Genomic DNA, 20505 nt, shown 5'->3' with positions numbered 1-20505 from the left:
TTTTAGATTGTGAATTTTAAATTTTAGATTTAAGAAAAAATTTAAAATTGACTAATTATTGTCATCTTGTAGCTTTTCCTGAGATTTCTGATCGTTCTGGGGTTGAGTATCAGTCGGTAAATTTTGCTTGTCCAGTGTCGGTACTACTACCGCAGAAGGATTTGAATGTTTGGATTCTGGCTGTTTGAATTCTGATTGTTTGGATTCTGTCGCTGGCGCTGTTGGTATAACTACAGGATTTGACGGAATTATCGGTTGAGGAGAAGCAGAATTCTGATTAGAAGCGGGTGAATTATTTTTTGGTAGTGGTGCAGGAGAAGCACTACGAGATGAACGAATAGCCCGTAGTTTTTCGACTAGCGAGGGGGTAGGCGAAACGCTAGGTGAAGGTGCGGATTGCTCAGAATTGCCACGTTGTGATTCTGTAGGACTATTGGGAGCTTCTTCTGGGGAAGAACGACGATTACGCCGGCGCTGCTTGGAATTATAAGCAGGTGCTGATTCGCTTCTTGAGGTAGTGTTAGTCTCTTCACGACTCTCTAAGCTAGGAACTTTTGCAGGTGGTTCTTGAGTTGGCTGTTCAAAAAGCGGTTTTGCGGTTGGCTGCGGCTGAGATTTGGGTAAGATGCTAGTGATGCCAAAACCTGCTGTAGCAGCAACCAAGGCTACACCTATACCAATGAATATTTGAGATGACCCCTGTTTTTTTGCCAGTACATTTTTTTTGGCGATGTCTGGGTTGGGCTGCGCTAACCCAGATGATTTATGAATGCGATTCTGAGAAGTTTTCCCATTCCCAATTAAAGTTACTGCCTGCTGGGCAGATAAATTGACAGTTGGCACTGCATAAGTGGCTAAGGCTTGCGGTGTCATGTTCACCCCATTTCCAGGTAGCAGTTGTAACCACTCAGCAACTGTCGCTGGCCGAAAACGAGACTCTACGGCCATACCGCGCATTACGGCCTGGTTGACAGAAGCACTTAAGTGTGGTTGTAATTCGCGGGGGGAAGGCATTTGTTCGCGATCGCGCAACAATGCTGGCATAGGAACCTGTGCTGTCAACAGTGCATACAAGGTTGCCGCTAAACCATAAACATCCGTGGCGGGTGTGCGCGGCGCTTGGGTCAAATACTGCTCAATGGGAGAATAACCCTCAGAAACCATACCTGTGTGAGTCTGCCTGACACTGCCATTAAATTCCCTGGCAATGCCAAAATCAATCAGTACTACTTCCTGGGTTCCTTCACGAAGGATAATATTATCTGGTTTTACATCTCGATGTAACAAACCATTGTTATGTACTACCTGCAAGGCTGCCCCAATTTGCCGGATGTAATGAATTGCTGTGGCTTCAGGTAATGGTATCCCTGGTAATACAAATGCGTCTCCCAAGGTTTCGCCAGGAATGTATTCCATCACCATGTAAGGTAGTCCAGCCTCGACAAAAAAATCACTAACCCGGACTATATTTGGGTGAATACACGTCGCTAATCGTCTGGCTTCATCTTGGAATTGGCGCTCAAATTTTGCAAAATCAGGATGTTGTCGCAGCCGTTCATTGATGGTTTTCATCACCACCTCGTGGCCCAAGTAGTGATGCGTAGCTTTAAACGTAATGCCAAAGCCACCCCGCCCTATTTCTTGAATTAGGGTATATTTTCCATCCTGCAAAATTGTGCCTGCTAACATAAATCCTGAGTCCTGAGTGAGCAGATAAGTAGCGAGTTCTGAGTCTTGAGGGATTCCTAAAAAATTTTCCCATATTTTTGATATGGGGCAGGGTTTTTGCCTGTCTATCTTACGGGATGATTTAGTTGTTGGAATCCAAGTAAGAAAGACCTCCCCATGAATACAACAGTTTTATCTTTATAGGATAACGCGAGAGTCAAGAAATCCTGAAGTAGGAAACAGGCTCAATTTGTCGTCTTCCACGCCTTTGATGTGATAAATAACACGTTACTTGCTACAATGCCAAAGAGCAATTTTGTAATTTTTAGTAAGTTAATAATTAGCATATTTTGGATATTTTTATCGATGATTTTTGAACAGTGACGAAGTGCAACGAGTTTATTTGGATAAATTAAGCACTTTCAATTAGCAATTAATAGGCATTAATTTAATGCAATTGAAAATAGTATTAGAGACAGCGATGCCTACGGCGGTAAATTACGCACAGCAAGCAAAACAATTAATTAGGCGGGTAAATTATAGTCAAAGGATGCACTGACGAAAAACGAAATAATAGATTAATTCTCTTTTTTCAGTTTTTGGCTAAATCCGCATTAATCTTCTAAATGCTCACTTTCTTAAAATCGCTGACCTATCCCTAAATGCACTTTGCTTTCTCCTTGGTCATTAAACCAATTCGCAATTCGCAATTCGCAATTCGCAATTCGCAATTACGTTTTGTGACGGGGATTTAGACCCCGACACAAAACGTGCTGCCTATCTTGCTGGGGACTTAAACCCCCAAAGTTCGTTAATACCATAGTCAGCCCGAATTAAGCCTAGTGGTGAATTTAAGCGCACTCCAGTCCCATAACCAAAACCATAGCCTGCTTTGCCTCGCACACCTGCTGGATCTCCTAATACAGTATCACCGGAGCCTAAGTCTGAGGCAAAATCGGCAAATAATACACCCCCTACGATTGGTAAGACGGGGAAGCGATATTCTGCGGAAGCTAACACATAACTGCGACCACTCCCTACTAGGACTTACGCAAAAGTAAATCCTGTAGGGGCAATTCATGAATTACCCCTATGTGAAAATAAAGAAATATTATCTCTTTTTTCTTCTATCCGGCCCAACCTGGGCTTGAGGTAAGGCTAGGACTTTGCTGTTTCAGAAGTTCTACGACCTTTTCAGCAACACCTGTTGCTGAGGCTGGGTTTTGTCCAGTAACCAAGCGATCGCTCACCACGCTTTTTGCCTGAAAGTTCGGTGCTTTATCTACTGTTGCACCCCGCTCAATCAACTTTGCTTCTAACAGAAAGGGTACAACATCGGTTAATCCTGCTGCTGTTTCTTCTTCATTGGTGAAGACAGACACTTTCTTTCCGGCTACTAAATACTCATTGTTTGAAAGTCGGATGTTGACCAACCCAGCAGGGCCATGACACACCGCAGAAACTACACCACCTCGTTCGTAGATGCTTGCTGCAATGCTAGCCAACTGAGAATTGTCAGCAAAATCCCACATCGTACCATGTCCACCCGCATAGAAGATTGCATCATAAGCTGATGGATCAACCTCACTTGGGTTCAAAGTATTCTCCACCTTTGCCATCTTCTCAGGGTTGTTGATAAACGCAGCATTCGCTGGATCATTAAGATCAATTCCAATCATGGGTGCTTTCCCACCTTTGGGACTGACGTAATCAACAGTCAAGCCAGCTCGCTCGAAAACGGCGACTGGGTGGCTCACTTCTGGCAAATAGTATCCAGTTTCTTTGCCTGTGTTCCCCAAGGTGTCATGGCTTGTTAAAACAACTAGAACCTTTTGAGACATAAAGTTACTTCCCATTATTAAATCAAAGATTGGCATCAGATAAACCCTCAGAGAGTTTGTGTTTACCTGTGTTTATCTGATATAGGACTCCTATTTGATTTTTGAAAAACCATAAGAGCTAAGAGTTTACTATATAAAGATTTAGCTCTCAGTATATTTGACAATAATCAAGTAGAATTCCTATAGCTTTATACTAACCCAAGTTGCGGGTGATCAAAATCTGGGTGCTTTTTCTAGAACTCAGTGCTGAGTGCTGAGTGAATTAAGAAATACTCAGCATTTTTGTACTTGGTAAAAGTGCCGACACCACTTGCTTTATGCCGAGAAAGCTTTGCGCCGCAGTGGCTAACCCTTGTGGGTGAACTCGGCACTCTTCATGGCATGATATCAGCATCGCTTGATACTCAAAATACTTACTGCGAGATTCTATGAGTAATGTATCCCGATTATCCCTAACCTCTAATTCTCAAGCTGCAACTTCTCCTTTACACTTACTTATATTAAGTAATGGTCATGGGGAAGATATCATTGCAGTTCGGATTTTACAAGAACTCCAACGACAATTAAATCCACCAGAAATCTTTGCTTTACCTCTGGTGGGTGAAGGACATGCTTACCAACAGTTGGATATTCCCCTCATTGGTTCAGTCCGCACTATGCCTTCTGGCGGCTTTATTTATATGGATGGCCGCCAATTAGCGCGGGATGTACGCGGTGGTTTATTACAACTTACCCTTACCCAGATAAAAGCTATTCGTCGTTGGGTGAGTTCTCAAAAAAAATTAGGTCATAAAAGAGCGATTTTAGCGGTGGGAGATATTTTGCCACTGTTGTTTGCAACTTTCAGTGGCGCTAATTATGCTTTTGTAGGTACGGCGAAATCTGAATATTATGTGCGGGATGAAGCTGGATTATTACCACGGAAATCTAAAAATATGCGTTGGGAAAACTTTTCTGGTTCAGTTTACCATCCTTGGGAACGTTGGTTAATGAGTCGTCGCCGTTGTCAGGCGGTGTTTCTTAGAGATGCACTGACGACGGAAACATTAAAACAATGGCCAATTCCAGCTTTTTATTTGGGTAATCCTATGATGGATGCTCTGCAACCGACCTTTTCACGCCAACAATTTTATAGTCAGGATAGCCAACAACAAGAGATAGTTCGACCTTTTGTAGTGACTCTTCTTCCTGGTTCCCGTCCGCCAGAGGCATACGCCAACTGGGAAACAATTATGATTGCTGTATCTGCGTTGATGGCAAGTTTCCAGGAGCGAAATTCGATTTTCTATACTTCTAACAGAGTGATCTTTTTAGGTGCGATCGCTCCGGGTTTAGACTCTCATATTTTATCCCAAAGTGTCCAATCCCAAGGCTGGCGCACTGAATCAGCATGTCCTATCCAAATTGCTGATGCGAGTGTATTGACATTTAAACAAAGGAATGCATACTTACTGCTGACACAAAAAGCTTATAATGATTGCTTACATTTGGGAGACATAGCGATCGCTATGGCAGGTACAGCCACAGAACAGTTTATCGGTTTAGGAAAACCTGCGATCGCGATTCCTGGTAATGGGCCTCAATATAACCGTGGCTTTGCTGAAGCTCAAAGTCGTCTTCTAGGCTCATCTTTGATTTTAGTTGAGCAGCCAGCAGAAGTAGCGAAGGTTGTACAGTCTCTATTCAAAGATCCTGATATTTTGCAAATTATTGCCGAAAATGGTCTACGACGCATGGGTAAACCCGGAGCAGCACTACGCATTGCAGAATGTTTACAGGAACGATTTTGATTGGGCATTGGGCATTGGGCATTGGGATAGTTATTTTCCTTGTCCCCTCATCTCCCCCTGCTCCCCCTGCTCCCCCTGCTCCTCATCCCCAGTCCCTTACGCTACCAACCCAGAACGTAAAGCCCTTACAGCAGCTTGGGTACGGTCATCCGCACATAGTTTATTTAGAATATTACGAACATGGGTCTTCACAGTACCAACTGTAATGTAGAGTTTCTCGGCAATTTGCCCATTGCTACACCCAGCTACAATCAATTCGAGGATTTCTAGTTCTCGTTGAGTCAGGGGGTATGTTTCCAAAACTTGCTCGTATTCTGACGCCAATGCCTCAATTTTTACAGTTTTCGGCGTTTTATCAGAACCTTGGCTCTCTCCAGGAATACCTTGCCGCATCTTCCGCAATACCACGTTGGCAATTGCCGGATCAATCCAAGAGTTACCGCCGTGAGTCGCTTGGATTGCCTCAGTTAATTTACTGATACTTGTTTCTTTCATGTAATAAGAATCAGCACCCGCCGCGAAGGCTGCAAGTACAGCATCTTCTGTATGATCCATTGTCAGGATCAAAATCTTGGTTGACGATTGCCCAGTTTCAGCTTGGTGGCGTTTAAATTTACGAGTGAGTTCAATGCCATCCATGTCAGGCAAACCGATATCTACAACTGCTACATCTGGCTTTGCCGTTTCTAAAAGTTTTAATCCTTGGGTAGCATTTGCTGCTTCGCCAATTACTTTCAATGCGCTGTGAGACTGTAATGCTGCTCGTAGCCCCATTCGCGTTAAGTCATGATCTTCAATTAAAATAATGCTAATTTCATTCATCGCTACACTCGCTCTTACGCTGTTTGCATCTGTCAAAGTATTACTTTTTGTAAGCGCTATCTTTTATTTTCCCAATCTAAAGATAGATGATCTTTCAATCACTCTGCATCCACCGATAGAAATAATCAACCTCCTATTCTTGAACATTTAGATAGAGAATAAATCTAGCTAGAGATATATAGATACTTGCACAATAAGTATGAAAGATTGAAGCTAATGCAAAATTGCTCCTTCCGTGCAAAAAATTCAGTTCTCAATTGCCATGTTCCATTAGTTAATTACTATTATCTTGTATAAAGCTTACAAAAATGGACAAATTACAAAAGGTAAAAATTATCTTACAAGAAAGTAAACGATACTTTCTAGTGATTTTTAACCAAACCTTTGGATTCAGTGGATTGATCCATCTGATGGGTATCCTCATGGAAGAGAATTAGCCGACGTTAAATTTGGTGGAATTAATAGCAGCAAAGTAATTCGTTGTTCTTCGTAGGAAGCTTGCTGGCGTGACTTTTCACTGGATGTGGAAGGCTGCGATCGCCACAGAAATACTAACACGGGTCTAGCGATCATTAAGGAAATTGCCGAAATCTCAGGAGGTAGGATTACTTCAAATTCAAGATAGGTATAAAAAGCTACTTTTGTCTACATACAACAATCAAACTTATAAGTATAACTACTCAAGCTTATGGTACACAACAATGCTATGCAACTCTCACCAATGGCTGACGACGGTCGCTTGCTGACTCAATTACAATTGTTTTAAGCCAAGCAAAAGTATTTTATTTTACTTTAAATTAGCTATGTTTGCTGGCTTAAGACCAATAGTTTTTGGTTGGTTAATTACCGAAACAGACTCATGACACAAGCCTCTAAATTTATTTATTTATGATAATTTTTAATTTTTTAATTTTAAATTCAAAGCAATGTGACCTTCCTTAACTTTCTAGAGATGATGGCAAAGCTCAACAAGTATTGAATATTGTGCGAAATGCCTTAGTTAATAAAGTTACAGATTCTAAATGTCCGAAAATCTTATATTTATAGTTAGATAATCTCAAAACAGGAATATACATCAACCTATGTTTAGCGGCAAAAATAAAAACCGATGGAAGATACGCTGAAAATTTTGGTTGTAGATGATGATGAAGTAGACCGGATTGCAGTCCGTTGTGCCTTGACTAAAGCAGGTATTCAAATGGAACTATCTGAAGTAGCCGATGGCAATAATGCGTTTTCTATTTTAAGCACTACTGCTTATGATTGTGTTTTCCTCGGCTATCGCTTACTAGATCAGGATGGACTAACCTTAATTCAACAGTTACGTTCTTCGGAAATTAAAGTTCCTTTAGTAGTCCTAACTGATCAAGAAGATCAACAAACTGCTGCCCAATTATTAAAAACTGGTGCTACAGACTATCTCTCTAAGTCTAGAATATCTCCAGAAAACTTGGCACAAGTTTTGCGGAGTGCGATTCGGGTTTATCGGGCTGAAATACAAGTAGCTTTGGCAAAAGACCAGCTTAGAGAAAGTCATGAACAACTTATTCGTAAGAACCAAGAATTGGAGAGACAACAGCAACAGCTGCAAATGCAAAACTTCAAGTTATCAGAAGCATCAGTGCTAAAATCGCATTTTTTGGCAACTATGTCTCATGAACTTAGAACGCCGATGAATGCGATTATTGGTTTTTCGCAAATACTGCTGCGTCCTAAGTTCGGTCAACTAACGCACCAGCAAGCAGATATGGTTGAGCGCATCTTGAATAATGGAAAACATTTGCTGATGCTAGTCAATGAAGTTCTTGACTTTTCCAAGCTGGAAACAGGACGATTAGACTTAAAAGCAGAAAATTTTGATGTTTCAAAGGTAATAAATCTTGCTGTAAATGAAATGCGTTCCCTAGCTGACGCCAAAAACCTCTCATTGTTAGTGCAAATCGATCTGCAAAATCCTTTAGTATTTAATGATCCAGTTCGCGTCAAACAGATTTTAATTAACCTGCTCTCCAACGCTATTAAGTTCACAGAGTCTGGTGAAGTTTGCGTTGAAGTTAAAGAACTACCTGCAAATCGAGTCACAATTATTGTTCGGGATACAGGTATTGGTATAGCATCCAAAGATTTTAAACGTATTTTTGAAGCATTTCGACAAGTCGATCAAACTCTTACTCGGAAATATCCAGGTACAGGTTTGGGTTTGGCAATTATAGATTCACTAGTGCGAATGATGGGCGGCAAAATATTTCTTGAGAGCAGATTAGGGGTTGGTTCAACCTTTAAAATCGAATTGCCGCGTCAAATTACATTATCACCTGTAGGAGCCAATGTACCTCTACAGGTAGATGGCGAACGGGTTTTTGGGTCTACTAAAAATCCACATCATTCATCTTATGAAGCTAGGCAAGCATCAATAGGATGTCATAAATTTAAACTATAAATTACTTTCAAAAAAACTGATAAAAGTTGATAAATTATGTCTGTAGTTGAAAATAATAAAATTTATCGCATCTTAGCAGTTGACGATACTCCAGATAATCTCATTTTGGTTCAAGCAATTTTAGAAAGTGAGGGGTATGAAATTCATTTGGTTTCAGATGGAATAAAGGCTTTGCGGGAAGTTGAAAAAGCTCCACCCGATCTGATTCTTTTAGATGTGATGATGCCAGGGATAGATGGTTATGAAGTCACACGTCGGATTCGGAATAACCCAGCAATTAGTTATATTCCAATTCTGCTGATTACTGCCTTTCACGAATCTAGTGTTGTCGAAGGTTTAGATGCTGGTGCTGACGATTTCATTCGTAAGCCATTTGATACTGATGAACTATTGGCGAGGGTGCGATCGCTGTTGCGTCTTAAGCACAGTTTGGACGAACAACAAAAAATGGCCCGCCAACGGGAGGACTTTGTTTCTCGTTTGACTCATGATTTGCGAACTCCTTTGGTAGCGGCCGATCGCATGTTGAATTTGTTTGAAATGGAAACATTCTGCAAAATTTCGCCGGAAATGAAACAGGCGATCGCAGTTATGATTCGCAGTAACCAAAATTTGATGGACATGGTAAACACCCTCCTTGAAGTCTATCGGTTCGAGGCAGGTAAAAAAACGTTGAATTGGGAAGAATGCGATTTACGTGAGATATCTCAAGAAGTAGTCAGCGAACTAAGTCCTCTCACTAGTGAAAAAGGTTTGACTCTGAAAATAGACACCCGTGAATTAGATCCACAGGGTAAAAATGCGGGTATTATTATGGGCGATCGCTTGGAACTACGGCGAGTGATAAACAACCTGATTGCAAATGCCATCAAATTTACAGATACAGGAGGCATCACAATCCGCATTTTTGAAACACCACTTAATTCAGAAAATACAGATTCGGTAACAATCGAGATCCAAGATACAGGATATGGGATTGCCCCCGAAGATCAGGCAACAATTTTCGAGCGATTTCGCCAAGGCAAACATAAACGCTCAGGTAGTGGTTTAGGGCTACATCTATCCCACCGGATTATAGAAGCGCACGCAGGAACTATTAAGGTAACATCTGAACTAGGTAAAGGTAGTTTGTTCACTATGCAACTACCTAAAAACATTTAAGTCCTTCACTGAATTTTAGATTTTAGATTTTAAATTTTGGATTAAATATTGAAGATTCACTAATTAAGGATAAAGTCATACCAAACGGTCATGCCAGCCATAAAAGCGCTTCCATCAAACATAGCCATGATAACGGACAGATTTATACTGCTACTGATCTCACAGTAAGCAAGATATTCTCCCTGAAGGTGGTGGCTACCCATTTGATGCCCAAGGAACTGTGGTCAATCCTACTGCTACTAAACGACCACAAGAGGATAATGAAAAGGATTAAACCTTATAGGGGCGTTAGTTTGTGTTGCTTATCACAATCCTTCTTTAAAGAAGATTCAAACTTTTGAAGTGTTTTTGCAAGTGAGGCAAGTGCTAACATAGTAAATAAGCCAATTTCATATTATCTTCTGACTTGTTAGCCTCCGACCTATTAAGGGATTTCTATTAGTAGGTACTGAAGACTATAACTATTTTTTAAACATATTATAGATAGATGAATTGAAACAAAAGCAATTCTAAAATAACTATGGAAAACACTGGTATTTATGAGGTGTGGCTTTTAGTCATGCCTTTTTTATGAGTAATATCAAGCAAGTAAAATCTATAAATTATTAGGGTAATCCTTATGCGATCTCCGAATTTAACTTTATGTTAATATTAGATTACGGAATATTTGGTCTAATGCTAAAGGAATAAGAAATATCATCAAGCTCTACCAAGTTAGTTTTATAAAATACTATCTATAAATAGACGTATAGGATTACTATTTGATTTTTGAACGAAATTAAGTATTGTAGAGTGTGTTAGAACGGAGTTCGTAACGCACTATGAACACGAGTTTGATGCCGTACTCTCCGTGCTAACACATCCTACGTATATTTTCAGAAATCAAACCGGATTCCTATAGCAACAAAAAACTACTAGTAGCATATATAGCTCAATATTCGTATCATTCTATGGATAGTAGAAATAACTATTTTACAAAGTTATTATTCAGCCTGTTAATGCCTGAAAAACGTGTATGTGCCCTGGATATTATTCCAGGGTCTTTCTTTAGCAAAACTCAGATAAGTCAAAGATAAACTCTCATCGGAATAGAGATAAATTGACTCTTCAAGTCATCTCTTAAAGGGAGCCAGTGCTATATCAGCTTTTAGAATATTTAGATACAGCCTAAAGTAAGATGAACTAAAACAAGGATCAGTCTAAATTAATCTTGGTGTAGTAAATGCTTGGTATATATAGAGGCTTGGTTTATCCAAGCCTTTTATTATGACTGATTAAGTAATTATCTATAAATCTTCAGAATATTTGGATACAGTCTATAGCAAGATGAACTGCTAGAAAGTAAGTTTAAATGAATTTGGGAACTGTGCCTAAGTACTAAATATCTAGAGGTTTAGGTGAGCGCTAAACCTTTTTTCTGATCAAATGAAGAGGAAAAAGCATCGGGAGCATCCCACTTTTGCAAAATGTAACAATCTTCCGTCATTGCAAACGCAATAACATATTAAATTTTAATATTTCATCGAATAATAAAAACTAGGATGCGCCCAAAAGCGATTTCTAACCGCTCGTTTCGCGTTAAGTTGACACCAATGGGCAATACCATCCCCCTACGATAAATCTACTATATGTACCAAGATTTTCGTGAATTGGTATAACTAGCTGGTTGCAGAATAATCATCAACTTTATGCGGTAATTGCATCGTCCGGATTTCCAATGGCTCCATAGATGCGATCCTGATATCAGGGAATAAAGATGGATACCCCTGGTGTTGACCAGGGGCTTTTTATTTAGGGGCTACGCCTTAAAGGTCAACACTGGACTTAACCGCGCCACAACGTCTACCATTTCTGCTTCAACCTGCACATCAATCACAGACTGAATCGGTTTGTAGGCAAAGGGTGCTTCTTCAATTCGGCGCTCTTGACGCAGGGTGATGCAGTCTACTCCGATTAATCCCAGTTCCGCCTCACTTTGAGATGCACCTCTGCGGTTGAGAGTGAATCATAAAAGCTAGCTGTCCCTCGCGCACTCTGCAAGCGTGCGCAAGTGGGCGATTTTCAACTTTATCAACTCGCTGCACTTCCAATACGGTTCGGATAAGCATTTTTCACTTTCCTTGTGGTCTGGGGAAAGGGTAAGGGGTAAAGGGTAAAGGATGTATTGAAAACCTTTCCCCTTTTCCCTTTGCCCTTTAACCGAACCGTATTGAGGAGACTTGGTTCAGCAGCCGCGTCTCAAGTGGTGCGGACGGTCGTTTTCCCAGAATTATAGGAAAAACAATGGGTTATATAGCCTTAATAACACACATTAGAAAACAAGTCTCTTGTAGTGTTTTGTATTTTTAGCAGTTGATGTACTACACCTGTAAAGAAATTTGAAGTTTAGCGAAAAACTTTTAAAATTCTCTAGACTCTCCAGCCGGCTAGAGAGTCTAGGATAAATTCAAGGCGACTCTCAACTAGTTATTTCTGACTGTTGACAGATTTCCCTCAGTCATCCACTCTATCCCGTAAATCTATGACTCTCCAACTCACAGTTCCTAACATGGCTTGTTCTGCTTGTGCAAGCACCATCACCAAAGCACTTCAGGCTGTCGATGCCAATGCTAGCGTTCAGGCTGATCCAACAACCAAGCTTGTCAGTGTAGAAACTCAAGCATCAGAAACAGCAATTAAGGAAGCATTAGCTGCTGCTGGCTATCCAGTTGCTTAAAGAAAGGGGATTGGGGGCTGGGTACTGGAGATTTGAAGTTTTGAAGTGAATGAACGAGTCCCTAATCCCCAATCTCTAATTCCCAATTCCTAATACCCAATACCCAGCATGGATACTCTCACACTCAAACTTCGAGGCATGAGTTGCGCTGCTTGCGCCAACAACATCGAAAAGGCAATTCGCTCTGTTCCTGGGGTAAAGGACTGCAACGTTAACTTTGGAGCAGAACAAGTTGCCATCAAGTACGATCGCTCTCTAACCAATTTAGAGAAAATCCAAAGTGCGATCGCATCTGCGGGATACTCTTCTTACTCACTCCAAGAAGAATTGCTCACCGAAGAAGATGATGCAGAGAAAGCTAGTAGGCAAGCATTACAGAGCGAACTCTCCCTCAAGGTAACAGTGGGAGGTATTATCAGCATTTTCCTATTTTTAGGGTCGTTGCCCATGATGACTGGGTTGAACTTGCCCTTAATTCCAAGCTTCTTACAAAATCCTTGGATACAGTTAGTGCTGACAACTCCCGTCGTCTTCTGGTGTGGTGGATCTTTTTACCGCAATGGCTGGAAATCCCTCAAGCGCCATACAGCAACGATGGACACATTAATTGCTTTGGGTACAAGTGCAGCGTATCTATATTCTTTGTTTGTCACTGTTTTCCCGAAATTTTTTATTGTTCAGGGCTTGATACCTCATGTTTATTATGAAGTTGCAGCCATTGTCATTACCTTAATTTTATTAGGACGGTTGCTGGAAAATCGCGCTAGGGGACAAACTTCTGAAGCCATCCGCAAACTCATCGGATTGCAAGCTAAAGATGCCAGAGTCATCCGTAATGGAATAGAAATTGATCTTCCCATCGCCGAAGTCAGAATTAATGATGTGATTTTGGTGCGTCCTGGTGAAAAGATTCCTGTAGATGGTGAAGTGATTACAGGTGCTTCGACAGTAGATGAAGCGATGGTGACGGGTGAAAGTTTGCCAGTCAAAAAGCAGCCAGGAGATGAGGTGATTGGGGCGACAATTAACGGTGCGGGTGCGTTTCAGTTCCGGGTGACACGAGTCGGAAATGATACGTTTTTGGCTCAAATTGTCAAACTAGTGCAACAAGCACAGGGTTCTAAAGCACCAATTCAGCGTTTGGCAGATCAAGTTACAGGATGGTTTGTACCAGCTGTGATTGCGATCGCAATCGCCACTTTCGTCATTTGGTTTAATTTCACTGGCAACCTTACCCTAGCAACAATGACAACGGTAGGTGTATTAATTATCGCTTGTCCCTGTGCTTTGGGTTTAGCTACCCCCACTTCTGTAATGGTGGGGACAGGCAAAGGTGCAGAAAATGGCATTTTGATTAAAGGCGCGGACAGTTTAGAACTAGCACACAAAATTCAAACCATCGTTCTAGATAAAACTGGCACTTTGACTCAGGGTAAACCCACTGTTACAGACTTTGTAACTATCAATGGCACAGCTAATGGTAATGAAATCAAGCTTTTACAGTTAGCAGCAACGGTAGAATATAATTCTGAGCATCCTTTAGCGGCAGCAGTGGTGAAATATGCCCAATCTCAAGAAGTGAGTTTAACAGAAGTAAAGAACTTTCAGGCTAATGCAGGTAGTGGTGTTCAAGGAGTTGTTTCAAATCAGCTTGTGCAAATTGGTACACAACGCTGGTTAACAGAACTTGGAATTAACACCGTAAGTCTCCAGCAGTATAAAGATGACTGGGAAGCGGCTGGTAAAACAGTAATTTTGATTGCTGTAGATGGCGAACTACAAGGGGTAATGGGTATTGCCGATGCCCTCAAACCTTCCTCAACAGCAGTAGTGAAAGCCTTACAGAAGTTAGGTTTAGAAGTAGTAATGCTTACCGGAGATAATCGTAAAACTGCTGATGCGATCGCAAGACAAGTTGGCATCCAGCGAATCTTTGCCGAAGTCCGCCCAGATCAAAAAGCAGCGATTATCCAATCTCTTCAGAAAGGGGGACTGGGGACTAGGGACTGGGGACTAGGGAAAATTCTTCCCAATACCCAATACCCAGTACCCAATCCCCAATCCCTTGTTGCAATGGTAGGCGATGGTATAAATGATGCCCCAGCCCTAGCACAAGCTGATGTGGGAATTGCTATTGGGACGGGAACAGATGTAGCGATCGCAGCTAGTGATATCACCCTCATTTCTGGCGATTTGCAAGGAATTGTCACAGCAATTCAACTTAGTCGCGCCACCATCAACAATATCAGGCAAAATCTCTTCTTTGCCTTTATTTACAACGTTATTGGTATTCCCATTGCGGCTGGAATTTTGTTCCCCATCTTTGGTTGGTTACTCAATCCAATTATCGCCGGGGCTGCGATGGCTCTTTCTTCGCTCTCTGTTGTTAGCAATGCCCTCAGATTGCGTAACTTTCAACCAAAAACTATCTCATAATTTCAGGATAATTTCGGAAATGTTCAGTAAAAAAATGCTTTGGGGAAGCCTTACAGCTTTAGTGCTTCTCGCTGGAACATCACGTGTAGCATTAGCAGAAATGCCAGCCCACTCGCCAGAGCAAAACAGCCAATTTCACCGGATCGAGCAACCTTTGGGGTTGAAAGTTGGAGTTGCGATCGCAGGTTTAGCCTTGATTGGACTAGAGTTGTGGTGGTTTCTTCTTTATAAAAGTCCTGAGTCCTAGATGAGGAACAAAAAAATTGCTTGATTTTTTAATTTTTAATTCCGCCTTGCCTAGCATTTTTTCAAGTTTAAATTGATGGATAAACAATTTCGTAGTAAGGACTTTAGCCCTTATTTTATAAACACTAAAGTGCTTACTACAAACACTAAAAACTATTACGAATTATAAATTATTTAATTCCGCGCTGCGGTACTAGTGTTTTGAATGATCGGACAAATTGTATCTTCATGCTGTCCGCCCGTATTCTTCCAGCCTGAAAGTAATCCCTTTATTTCAGATCGTAAAGTTAACAACTGATCAATTTGATGATCAATTTGCAAGAGCTTCTCTTCGAGCTTTTCTTGAATTTCACCACAAGGAGTTTGTCCTTGGTCATACACCTGAAGAATATTTCCAATCTCCTCTAAGCTAAGACCAAGATTTTGTGCCCTTTTAATGAACGCTAAACGAGTCAGCACATCCAATGAAAACTGGCGGAAGCCTCCCTCTGTTCGTTTTGATGATTTAATTAAGCCTAAACTCTCGTAATAGCGAATTGTTCTAATGGGGATTTTGCTTATATCTCTTACCTGACCAATTAAAAGCAGTTTTGTTTCCTGAGTTAACACGGCATATTTTCCCAACTATTGTAATTATTATTACATATTTTTCTATTTATCAACTCATTTGAGAGTTTAGCAAAATGTTAGCGTCAGTAGTTGAAATTTTGATCTAATTAGAGATATTACTAAGTTGTGATTTTTCAAATATCTATTTTTAATGGATTTTAGCTTACATAGTCTGAGATTTAGCTAGCATAATTTTAACATTTTCAAGAAACTTAACTCGATATTTTGTTTCTCTAATTTGCTCCATTGATTGGGTAACTGTTTGTCCTGGTACTGAAAGTAACTGTTTTATTCTAGTTCTCATGTTACTTCTAGATTAACAGCTTCACCTCAAGTGAAACCATAAAAATGAATCTCAACTCGCAGACTTTTAGCTCAAGCCGTAAACCTAAAAACTTCAATAATCCAGAGCATTTTATTGAGGGATGGTATTGGATAATACCCTCTCGAAATCTGCGGGTAGGTCAAGTAAAACCTGTCACGATTTTGGGCAGAGAACTAGTGATTTACCGTGGTAAAGACAAAAGAGTGGCTACCTTTGATGCCTACTGTCCACACATGGGCGCTCACCTTGCTGAAGGAAAAGTTGAGGGTAATGCACTACGTTGTTTTTTCCACCACTGGAAGTTTGATGCTGAAGGAATGTGTATTGATATTCCATGTTTAGATACACCGCTTTCCTTGAAATTACAAACTTGGCCCACTGCTGAGAAGTACGGGATGATTTGGGTTTGGACTGGAGAAATCCCACAACAACCTCTACCTTTTGTTCCAGAATTGGAACAAGAAGAGTGTGATGTCGCTATCCATTCTCACTTTTTAATGAACTGTCACCCCAGTGTGGTGATGATTAATGCGATTGATGCTCAACACTTTAATACAGTTCACGAACTACCAATAGAAATTATTTTTGACGGACAGGAACTGAACGAAAATGCAATTATTTTCAGTAATATTACACCTATCAAAGACAATCCCTTTTTCATTAAGCTCATTCGTCTTTTCTACAAAAAGGCCATAACTTACAGTGTTTGCTATTGGTACGGGAGCATTGTCATTGTGACGCTTGGCCCCGATTTCTTCCATGTCCACATGATGTTTGCAGTTCGCCTCCACGAAGGCGGAAAAGCTGAAGGACAAATCTTATTGCTTACTAAGAAACGTAAAGGATTTTTTGGTTGGTTAAGCAATCGAGTTGTGTTATGGCTGACTAAGATTGCAGGTAAGTTCTTTCTTATGGGTGATATTAAGATTGTCCAAACAATTAAGTTCGATTTCAAAACTCCCCTCAAAGTAGATCAGCCAATCATGCAGTTCATTAACCATGTTGAAAAACAGCAATCCCTAATGTGGGGAACTTGGCAAGAAGCGCGATCGCGCGATGTGGAGAGCAAGCCTAAGCGTGAGAGATGGCAAGATAAAATGAGCAATGATTAAGATCATGTCTATGTGCCCAGAATTCCATCAGGCTGGTCGATCAATTAAATGCACACGAAATCATAGCATTGTCAACAATCTTTGCAACAAATGAATCGGCTTTAGGGGCGTACAGATGTACGTCCCTAAAATGTGGATATAGCAGGTATTTTGTCAAATGGTATAACAATTAATAAAAGTTCAACAAAATTATTTTGAACTTTTAATTTATTTTTTACTGGGCTAGAAAATAAATAAAAAGAAGTGGCAAAGCCACTTCCTAATTCCCAGGTAGAACCTAAGTCATGAGTATAACCATTACAAAAATTTGAAATAGTATAAACAAACACGAATTAACTTAATATCTATGTTTTCCTTATTTTCTAGGTTAGGAAATCCTGATTTGCATCAGTCAAATAACTGTATATTTACATAGCCTTATAATTGCAATGCAGACTCAATTTGATCCAGTTTATTGCTAAGATGTGCCAGTTTTGCCTCTTCGCCTGAAGTGCGTCTAGTTTGGGAGCATCCACTTTTGGAAGAAACATAACTTTGATACTCCTAAAACCCTACTATATGGTTCATCTAAAAAAGTAGATCCGCCGAAAGTGGATGCTCCCTCTAGTTTTTGTTGCGATCGCCATCGTGCCATCTAATGTGTGTATGGTATAGGAATCCGGTTTGATTTCTGAAAATATCCGTAGGATGTGTTAGCGACAGCGTAACGCATCAAACCCTTGATAATAGTGCGTTACGAACTCCGTTCTAACACACTCTACAACACCTAATTTTGTTCAAAAATCAAATAGTAATCCTATAGTTAATACAGAGCTAGAAGCTAACCCTACTTCAACTACTTGAAAACCTAGAGTCATAAATAACGTGAGTTCGATGGAACTAAAAAATCGCAGGAGGTAGAGCAGGTAAATCTTTCGGGGAAATGTTAATCAATCGTCTATACGCAGTAGTTTGCGATAAAACGGTTGTGAAAAATCGGTCGCACGATGACGTTTATAGTTATCCATAACTTCAATTAAAAAATTAATAAACTCGAAACTAGCCATCATCAGTTCGTAACTCAGGTCAGCATTGCCATCAAACTGGATTCGGCAACGGGTTAAGTCTGAGGGTAAAGTCGCAACATTCCAAGAGGCAACAAAGGGAACATGTTCACTGGCTTCTATCTTTCGGTGTCCCTCCAAGACCCCTTTTTGATAAAGGCTAATGGCAAGAGGTAAAAAATTGCGTTTAGTGCCCTGAATATAAGGTAAATAAACACTGGCTTGTTGTTGAGTGGCAGGTTGGAGTTGGAGTTGGTCAATAGACATTGTTAAATATGCCAACTGGGGATATTAGTGGATGTTAGTAGTATTCCCAAAAGATGTATCTAAAGCACATAGTGATGAATGGGGAGTGTGAAAGCAGGAAGAAAGTTTCTCTCCTCTGCACCCTTCCCACTGATCCTCTGCCTCTTCTGTTCTATGCCCAAAAATGAAGTTACTGCTAAGAAATATTAAAATTTCGGTTAGAATAGGGCTGCACTAACTTTTATCGACGTTAGGGAAGATAACACTAAAATCCCCACTGTAAAGTGGTGGATGTTATTATTGCTGTTTCTCCCAACAACCAGCTGTTGTTACCTTGTTATTACTTTGCCCAAATCGGAGTTCTCATTGAAGAAATTCCCACTCTACAAGCTTCCTAGCTAAATGGCTATCAAAGGAATCAAGCCTCTGTCTAAGAGTAGCAAAGGTGGTTAATGCGAGGTAATTACGCAAAGTAGCGGTGACAACAAAGGTAGTCCCACCGGCTTTTGGCTTAGGGATAGCGGGTATTGCAGTTTGCCCATTCCGATTAATATCGGGAAAAGTAGATTAGGGATATTTGTCCGTAAAATTACTAACTGTAGACAAATACTGGTTTTTGAATCAAGCAACCTAACCTATGCCAGCGAATTCCTGGCCCGAAGAAGATTCTTATCAAGAGCTTGATCCGCTCAACTCCTTATTGTCTGACCTATCAGCAAATGAGGAGTCAGTATTAGAGACAGATCCTGTGTCTCTAACACCCCGGTTTCAAGGTCGTAGACGCAAAGCGGCTCTAGTCTTGACTATCGTCTGGAGTAGCACGATCGCTCTACATTTAGTTTCTTGGGCTTCTATATTTATTCTAGGACTGACCACCATTCTAGGATTTCATGCCTTGGTGGTAGTGTTTACTAAATCCCGTCGTTATCCAAAAGAAATACAGGGAGATTTACCCTCTGTATCTGTATTAGTAGCTGCGAAAAATGAGGAAGCGGTAATTGCTAAATTAGTTAAAAATCTTTGTAATCTGGAATATCCAGGTGGGCAATACGAAGTATGGATAATTGACGATCACAGCAGTGATAGCACACCACGTTTATTAGCAGAACTTCAACAGAAACACGAGCAACTGAAAGTATTAAGGCGTTCAGCAGAAGCTACTGGTGGCAAATCGGGGGCGTTAAATCAGGTATTGCCTCTGACAAAGGGCGATATTATAGCAGTATTTGATGCTGATGCCCAAGTAACACCAGATTTACTGCAACAGGTAATACCTTTATTTCAAAGAGAAAAGGTGGGGGCGGTGCAGGTGCGAAAAGCGATCGCCAACGCTAAAACAAACTTTTGGACTAAGGGTCAAATGGCCGAAATGGCACTTGATACTTGGTTTCAGCAACAGCGAACTGCCCTTGGTGGCATTGGCGAACTGCGCGGCAATGGTCAATTTGTCAGGCGTTCAGCCTTGGAAAGCTGCGGTGGCTGGAATGAAGAAACCATTACCGATGATTTGGATTTGACAATCCGCTTACATTTGGATAAGTGGGATATTGAGTGTGTTTTCCATCCAGCAGTGCAAGAAGAAGGAGTGACAAGTGCGATCGCACTTTGGCATCAGCGCAACCGTTGGGCAGAAGGCGGTTATCAACGCTATTTAGATTATTGGGATTTAATTCTCAAAAACCGGATGGGAGCGCGCAAAAGCTGGGATTTGCTGATTTTTATGCTGATTATGTATATCTTACCCACAGCAACAGTCCCAGATTTATTAATGGCGATTGCTCGTCATCGTCCACCCATGTTAAGCCCCATCACAGGCTTGTCCATTTCTATGTCGATGGTAGGGATGCTTACAGGTTTAAGGCGCATCCGTCAAGATCAGAAATTTTCACCTTCTACATATTTTCTGATGCTGGTGCAAACCCTGCGTGGCAGTTTATATATGTTGCACTGGTTAGTCGTTATGAGCAGTACTACTGCCCGCATGTCGGTAAGACCAAAGCGGCTAAAATGGGTGAAAACTTTACATACTGGGAATGGGGAATAGCTCCTT

15 protein-coding genes and 2 pseudogenes are annotated in these 20505 nt (G+C 40.8%); 8 read left to right on the top strand and 9 right to left on the bottom strand.

Annotated features, from left to right (window positions below; genetic code table 11):
* Positions 1 to 51: 51 nt before the first annotated feature.
* The 3 genes and pseudogenes from CDC33_RS21905 to CDC33_RS21895 form a co-directional block, all read right to left on the bottom strand.
* Positions 52 to 1689 (bottom strand): serine/threonine protein kinase, encoded by a 1638-nt coding sequence (locus CDC33_RS21905; protein ID WP_109010659.1) that lies wholly within the window; start codon positions 1687 to 1689, stop codon positions 52 to 54.
* Between the two features lie 756 nt (positions 1690 to 2445).
* Positions 2446 to 2709, bottom strand: a pseudogene (locus tag CDC33_RS21900) (BamA/TamA family outer membrane protein); the annotation flags it as partial.
* Positions 2710 to 2795: 86 nt separating this feature from the next.
* Positions 2796 to 3509 carry a type 1 glutamine amidotransferase domain-containing protein gene (locus CDC33_RS21895; RefSeq protein ID WP_109012667.1) on the bottom strand — a complete coding sequence of 238 codons (714 nt, stop codon included), beginning with the start codon at positions 3507 to 3509 and terminating at the stop codon, positions 2796 to 2798.
* 428 nt (positions 3510 to 3937) lie between these two features.
* Here CDC33_RS21895 and CDC33_RS21890 point away from each other — a divergent pair, with 428 nt between their 5' ends.
* The gene (locus tag CDC33_RS21890) at positions 3938 to 5299 is read left to right on the top strand and encodes a lipid-A-disaccharide synthase-related protein (RefSeq protein ID WP_109010658.1); all 1362 of its coding nucleotides are present in this window, start codon (positions 3938 to 3940) and stop codon (positions 5297 to 5299) included.
* A 96-nt stretch (positions 5300 to 5395) separates the two neighbouring features.
* On the opposite strand, the gene CDC33_RS21885 is transcribed toward CDC33_RS21890, so the two are convergent.
* Complete coding sequence (locus CDC33_RS21885; RefSeq protein ID WP_109010656.1) at positions 5396 to 6121, bottom strand: response regulator transcription factor; 726 nt, start codon at positions 6119 to 6121, stop codon at positions 5396 to 5398.
* Positions 6122 to 6541: 420 nt separating this feature from the next.
* Complete coding sequence (locus CDC33_RS38995; protein WP_181374103.1) at positions 6542 to 6694, bottom strand: hypothetical protein; 153 nt, start codon at positions 6692 to 6694, stop codon at positions 6542 to 6544.
* Positions 6695 to 7229: 535 nt separating this feature from the next.
* Here CDC33_RS38995 and CDC33_RS21880 point away from each other — a divergent pair.
* On the top strand, positions 7230 to 8561 hold the full coding sequence (locus CDC33_RS21880; RefSeq protein ID WP_109010655.1) for an ATP-binding response regulator: 1332 nt from the start codon (positions 7230 to 7232) through the stop codon (positions 8559 to 8561).
* 36 nt (positions 8562 to 8597) lie between these two features.
* Entirely contained in the window at positions 8598 to 9722 is a 1125-nt protein-coding gene (locus tag CDC33_RS21875; RefSeq protein WP_109010653.1) for a hybrid sensor histidine kinase/response regulator, read from the top strand.
* 1798 nt (positions 9723 to 11520) lie between these two features.
* On the opposite strand, the pseudogene CDC33_RS40610 reads toward CDC33_RS21875, so the two are convergent.
* Positions 11521 to 11688: pseudogene (locus tag CDC33_RS40610) on the bottom strand (RtcB family protein); the annotation flags it as partial.
* A 555-nt stretch (positions 11689 to 12243) separates the two neighbouring features.
* On the opposite strand from CDC33_RS40610, the gene CDC33_RS21865 reads away from it, so the two are divergent.
* The 3 genes from CDC33_RS21865 (at position 12244) to CDC33_RS21855 (ending at position 15121) form a co-directional block, all read left to right on the top strand.
* Positions 12244 to 12438: a heavy-metal-associated domain-containing protein gene (locus CDC33_RS21865; protein ID WP_100898972.1), complete on the top strand. Its 195-nt coding sequence runs from the start codon at positions 12244 to 12246 to the stop codon at positions 12436 to 12438.
* Between the two features lie 108 nt (positions 12439 to 12546).
* Positions 12547 to 14874, top strand: a complete 2328-nt coding sequence (locus tag CDC33_RS21860; RefSeq protein WP_109010652.1) for a heavy metal translocating P-type ATPase — start codon at positions 12547 to 12549, stop codon at positions 14872 to 14874.
* A 19-nt stretch (positions 14875 to 14893) separates the two neighbouring features.
* Positions 14894 to 15121: a hypothetical protein gene (locus CDC33_RS21855; protein ID WP_109010650.1), complete on the top strand. Its 228-nt coding sequence runs from the start codon at positions 14894 to 14896 to the stop codon at positions 15119 to 15121.
* A gap of 173 nt (positions 15122 to 15294) precedes the next feature.
* Here the strand turns inward: CDC33_RS21855 and CDC33_RS21850 are convergent, their stop codons facing one another.
* The gene (locus CDC33_RS21850; protein WP_109010649.1) at positions 15295 to 15729 is read right to left on the bottom strand and encodes a heavy metal-responsive transcriptional regulator; all 435 of its coding nucleotides are present in this window, start codon (positions 15727 to 15729) and stop codon (positions 15295 to 15297) included.
* Between the two features lie 163 nt (positions 15730 to 15892).
* The gene (locus CDC33_RS38990; RefSeq protein ID WP_181374102.1) at positions 15893 to 16033 is read right to left on the bottom strand and encodes a hypothetical protein; all 141 of its coding nucleotides are present in this window, start codon (positions 16031 to 16033) and stop codon (positions 15893 to 15895) included.
* 44 nt (positions 16034 to 16077) lie between these two features.
* Between CDC33_RS38990 and CDC33_RS21845 the strand changes: the two genes are divergently transcribed.
* Complete coding sequence (locus CDC33_RS21845) at positions 16078 to 17166, top strand: aromatic ring-hydroxylating dioxygenase subunit alpha (protein ID WP_109010648.1); 1089 nt, start codon at positions 16078 to 16080, stop codon at positions 17164 to 17166.
* Between the two features lie 929 nt (positions 17167 to 18095).
* On the opposite strand, the gene ebsA is transcribed toward CDC33_RS21845, so the two are convergent.
* Positions 18096 to 18476: a type IV pilus biogenesis protein EbsA gene (ebsA, locus tag CDC33_RS21835; protein ID WP_109010645.1), complete on the bottom strand. Its 381-nt coding sequence runs from the start codon at positions 18474 to 18476 to the stop codon at positions 18096 to 18098.
* 616 nt (positions 18477 to 19092) lie between these two features.
* On the opposite strand from ebsA, the gene CDC33_RS21830 reads away from it, so the two are divergent.
* Positions 19093 to 20499, top strand: coding sequence for a glycosyltransferase family 2 protein (locus CDC33_RS21830; protein WP_109010643.1), 1407 nt, complete (start codon positions 19093 to 19095; stop codon positions 20497 to 20499).
* Positions 20500 to 20505: the final 6 nt, after the last annotated feature.

Source organism: Nostoc commune NIES-4072 (genome assembly GCF_003113895.1).
GTDB classification, from domain to species: Bacteria; Cyanobacteriota; Cyanobacteriia; order Cyanobacteriales; family Nostocaceae; genus Nostoc; species Nostoc commune.
Note: the sequence above shows the minus strand (reverse complement) of the source record. Positions and strands in the feature narration are given on the sequence as shown.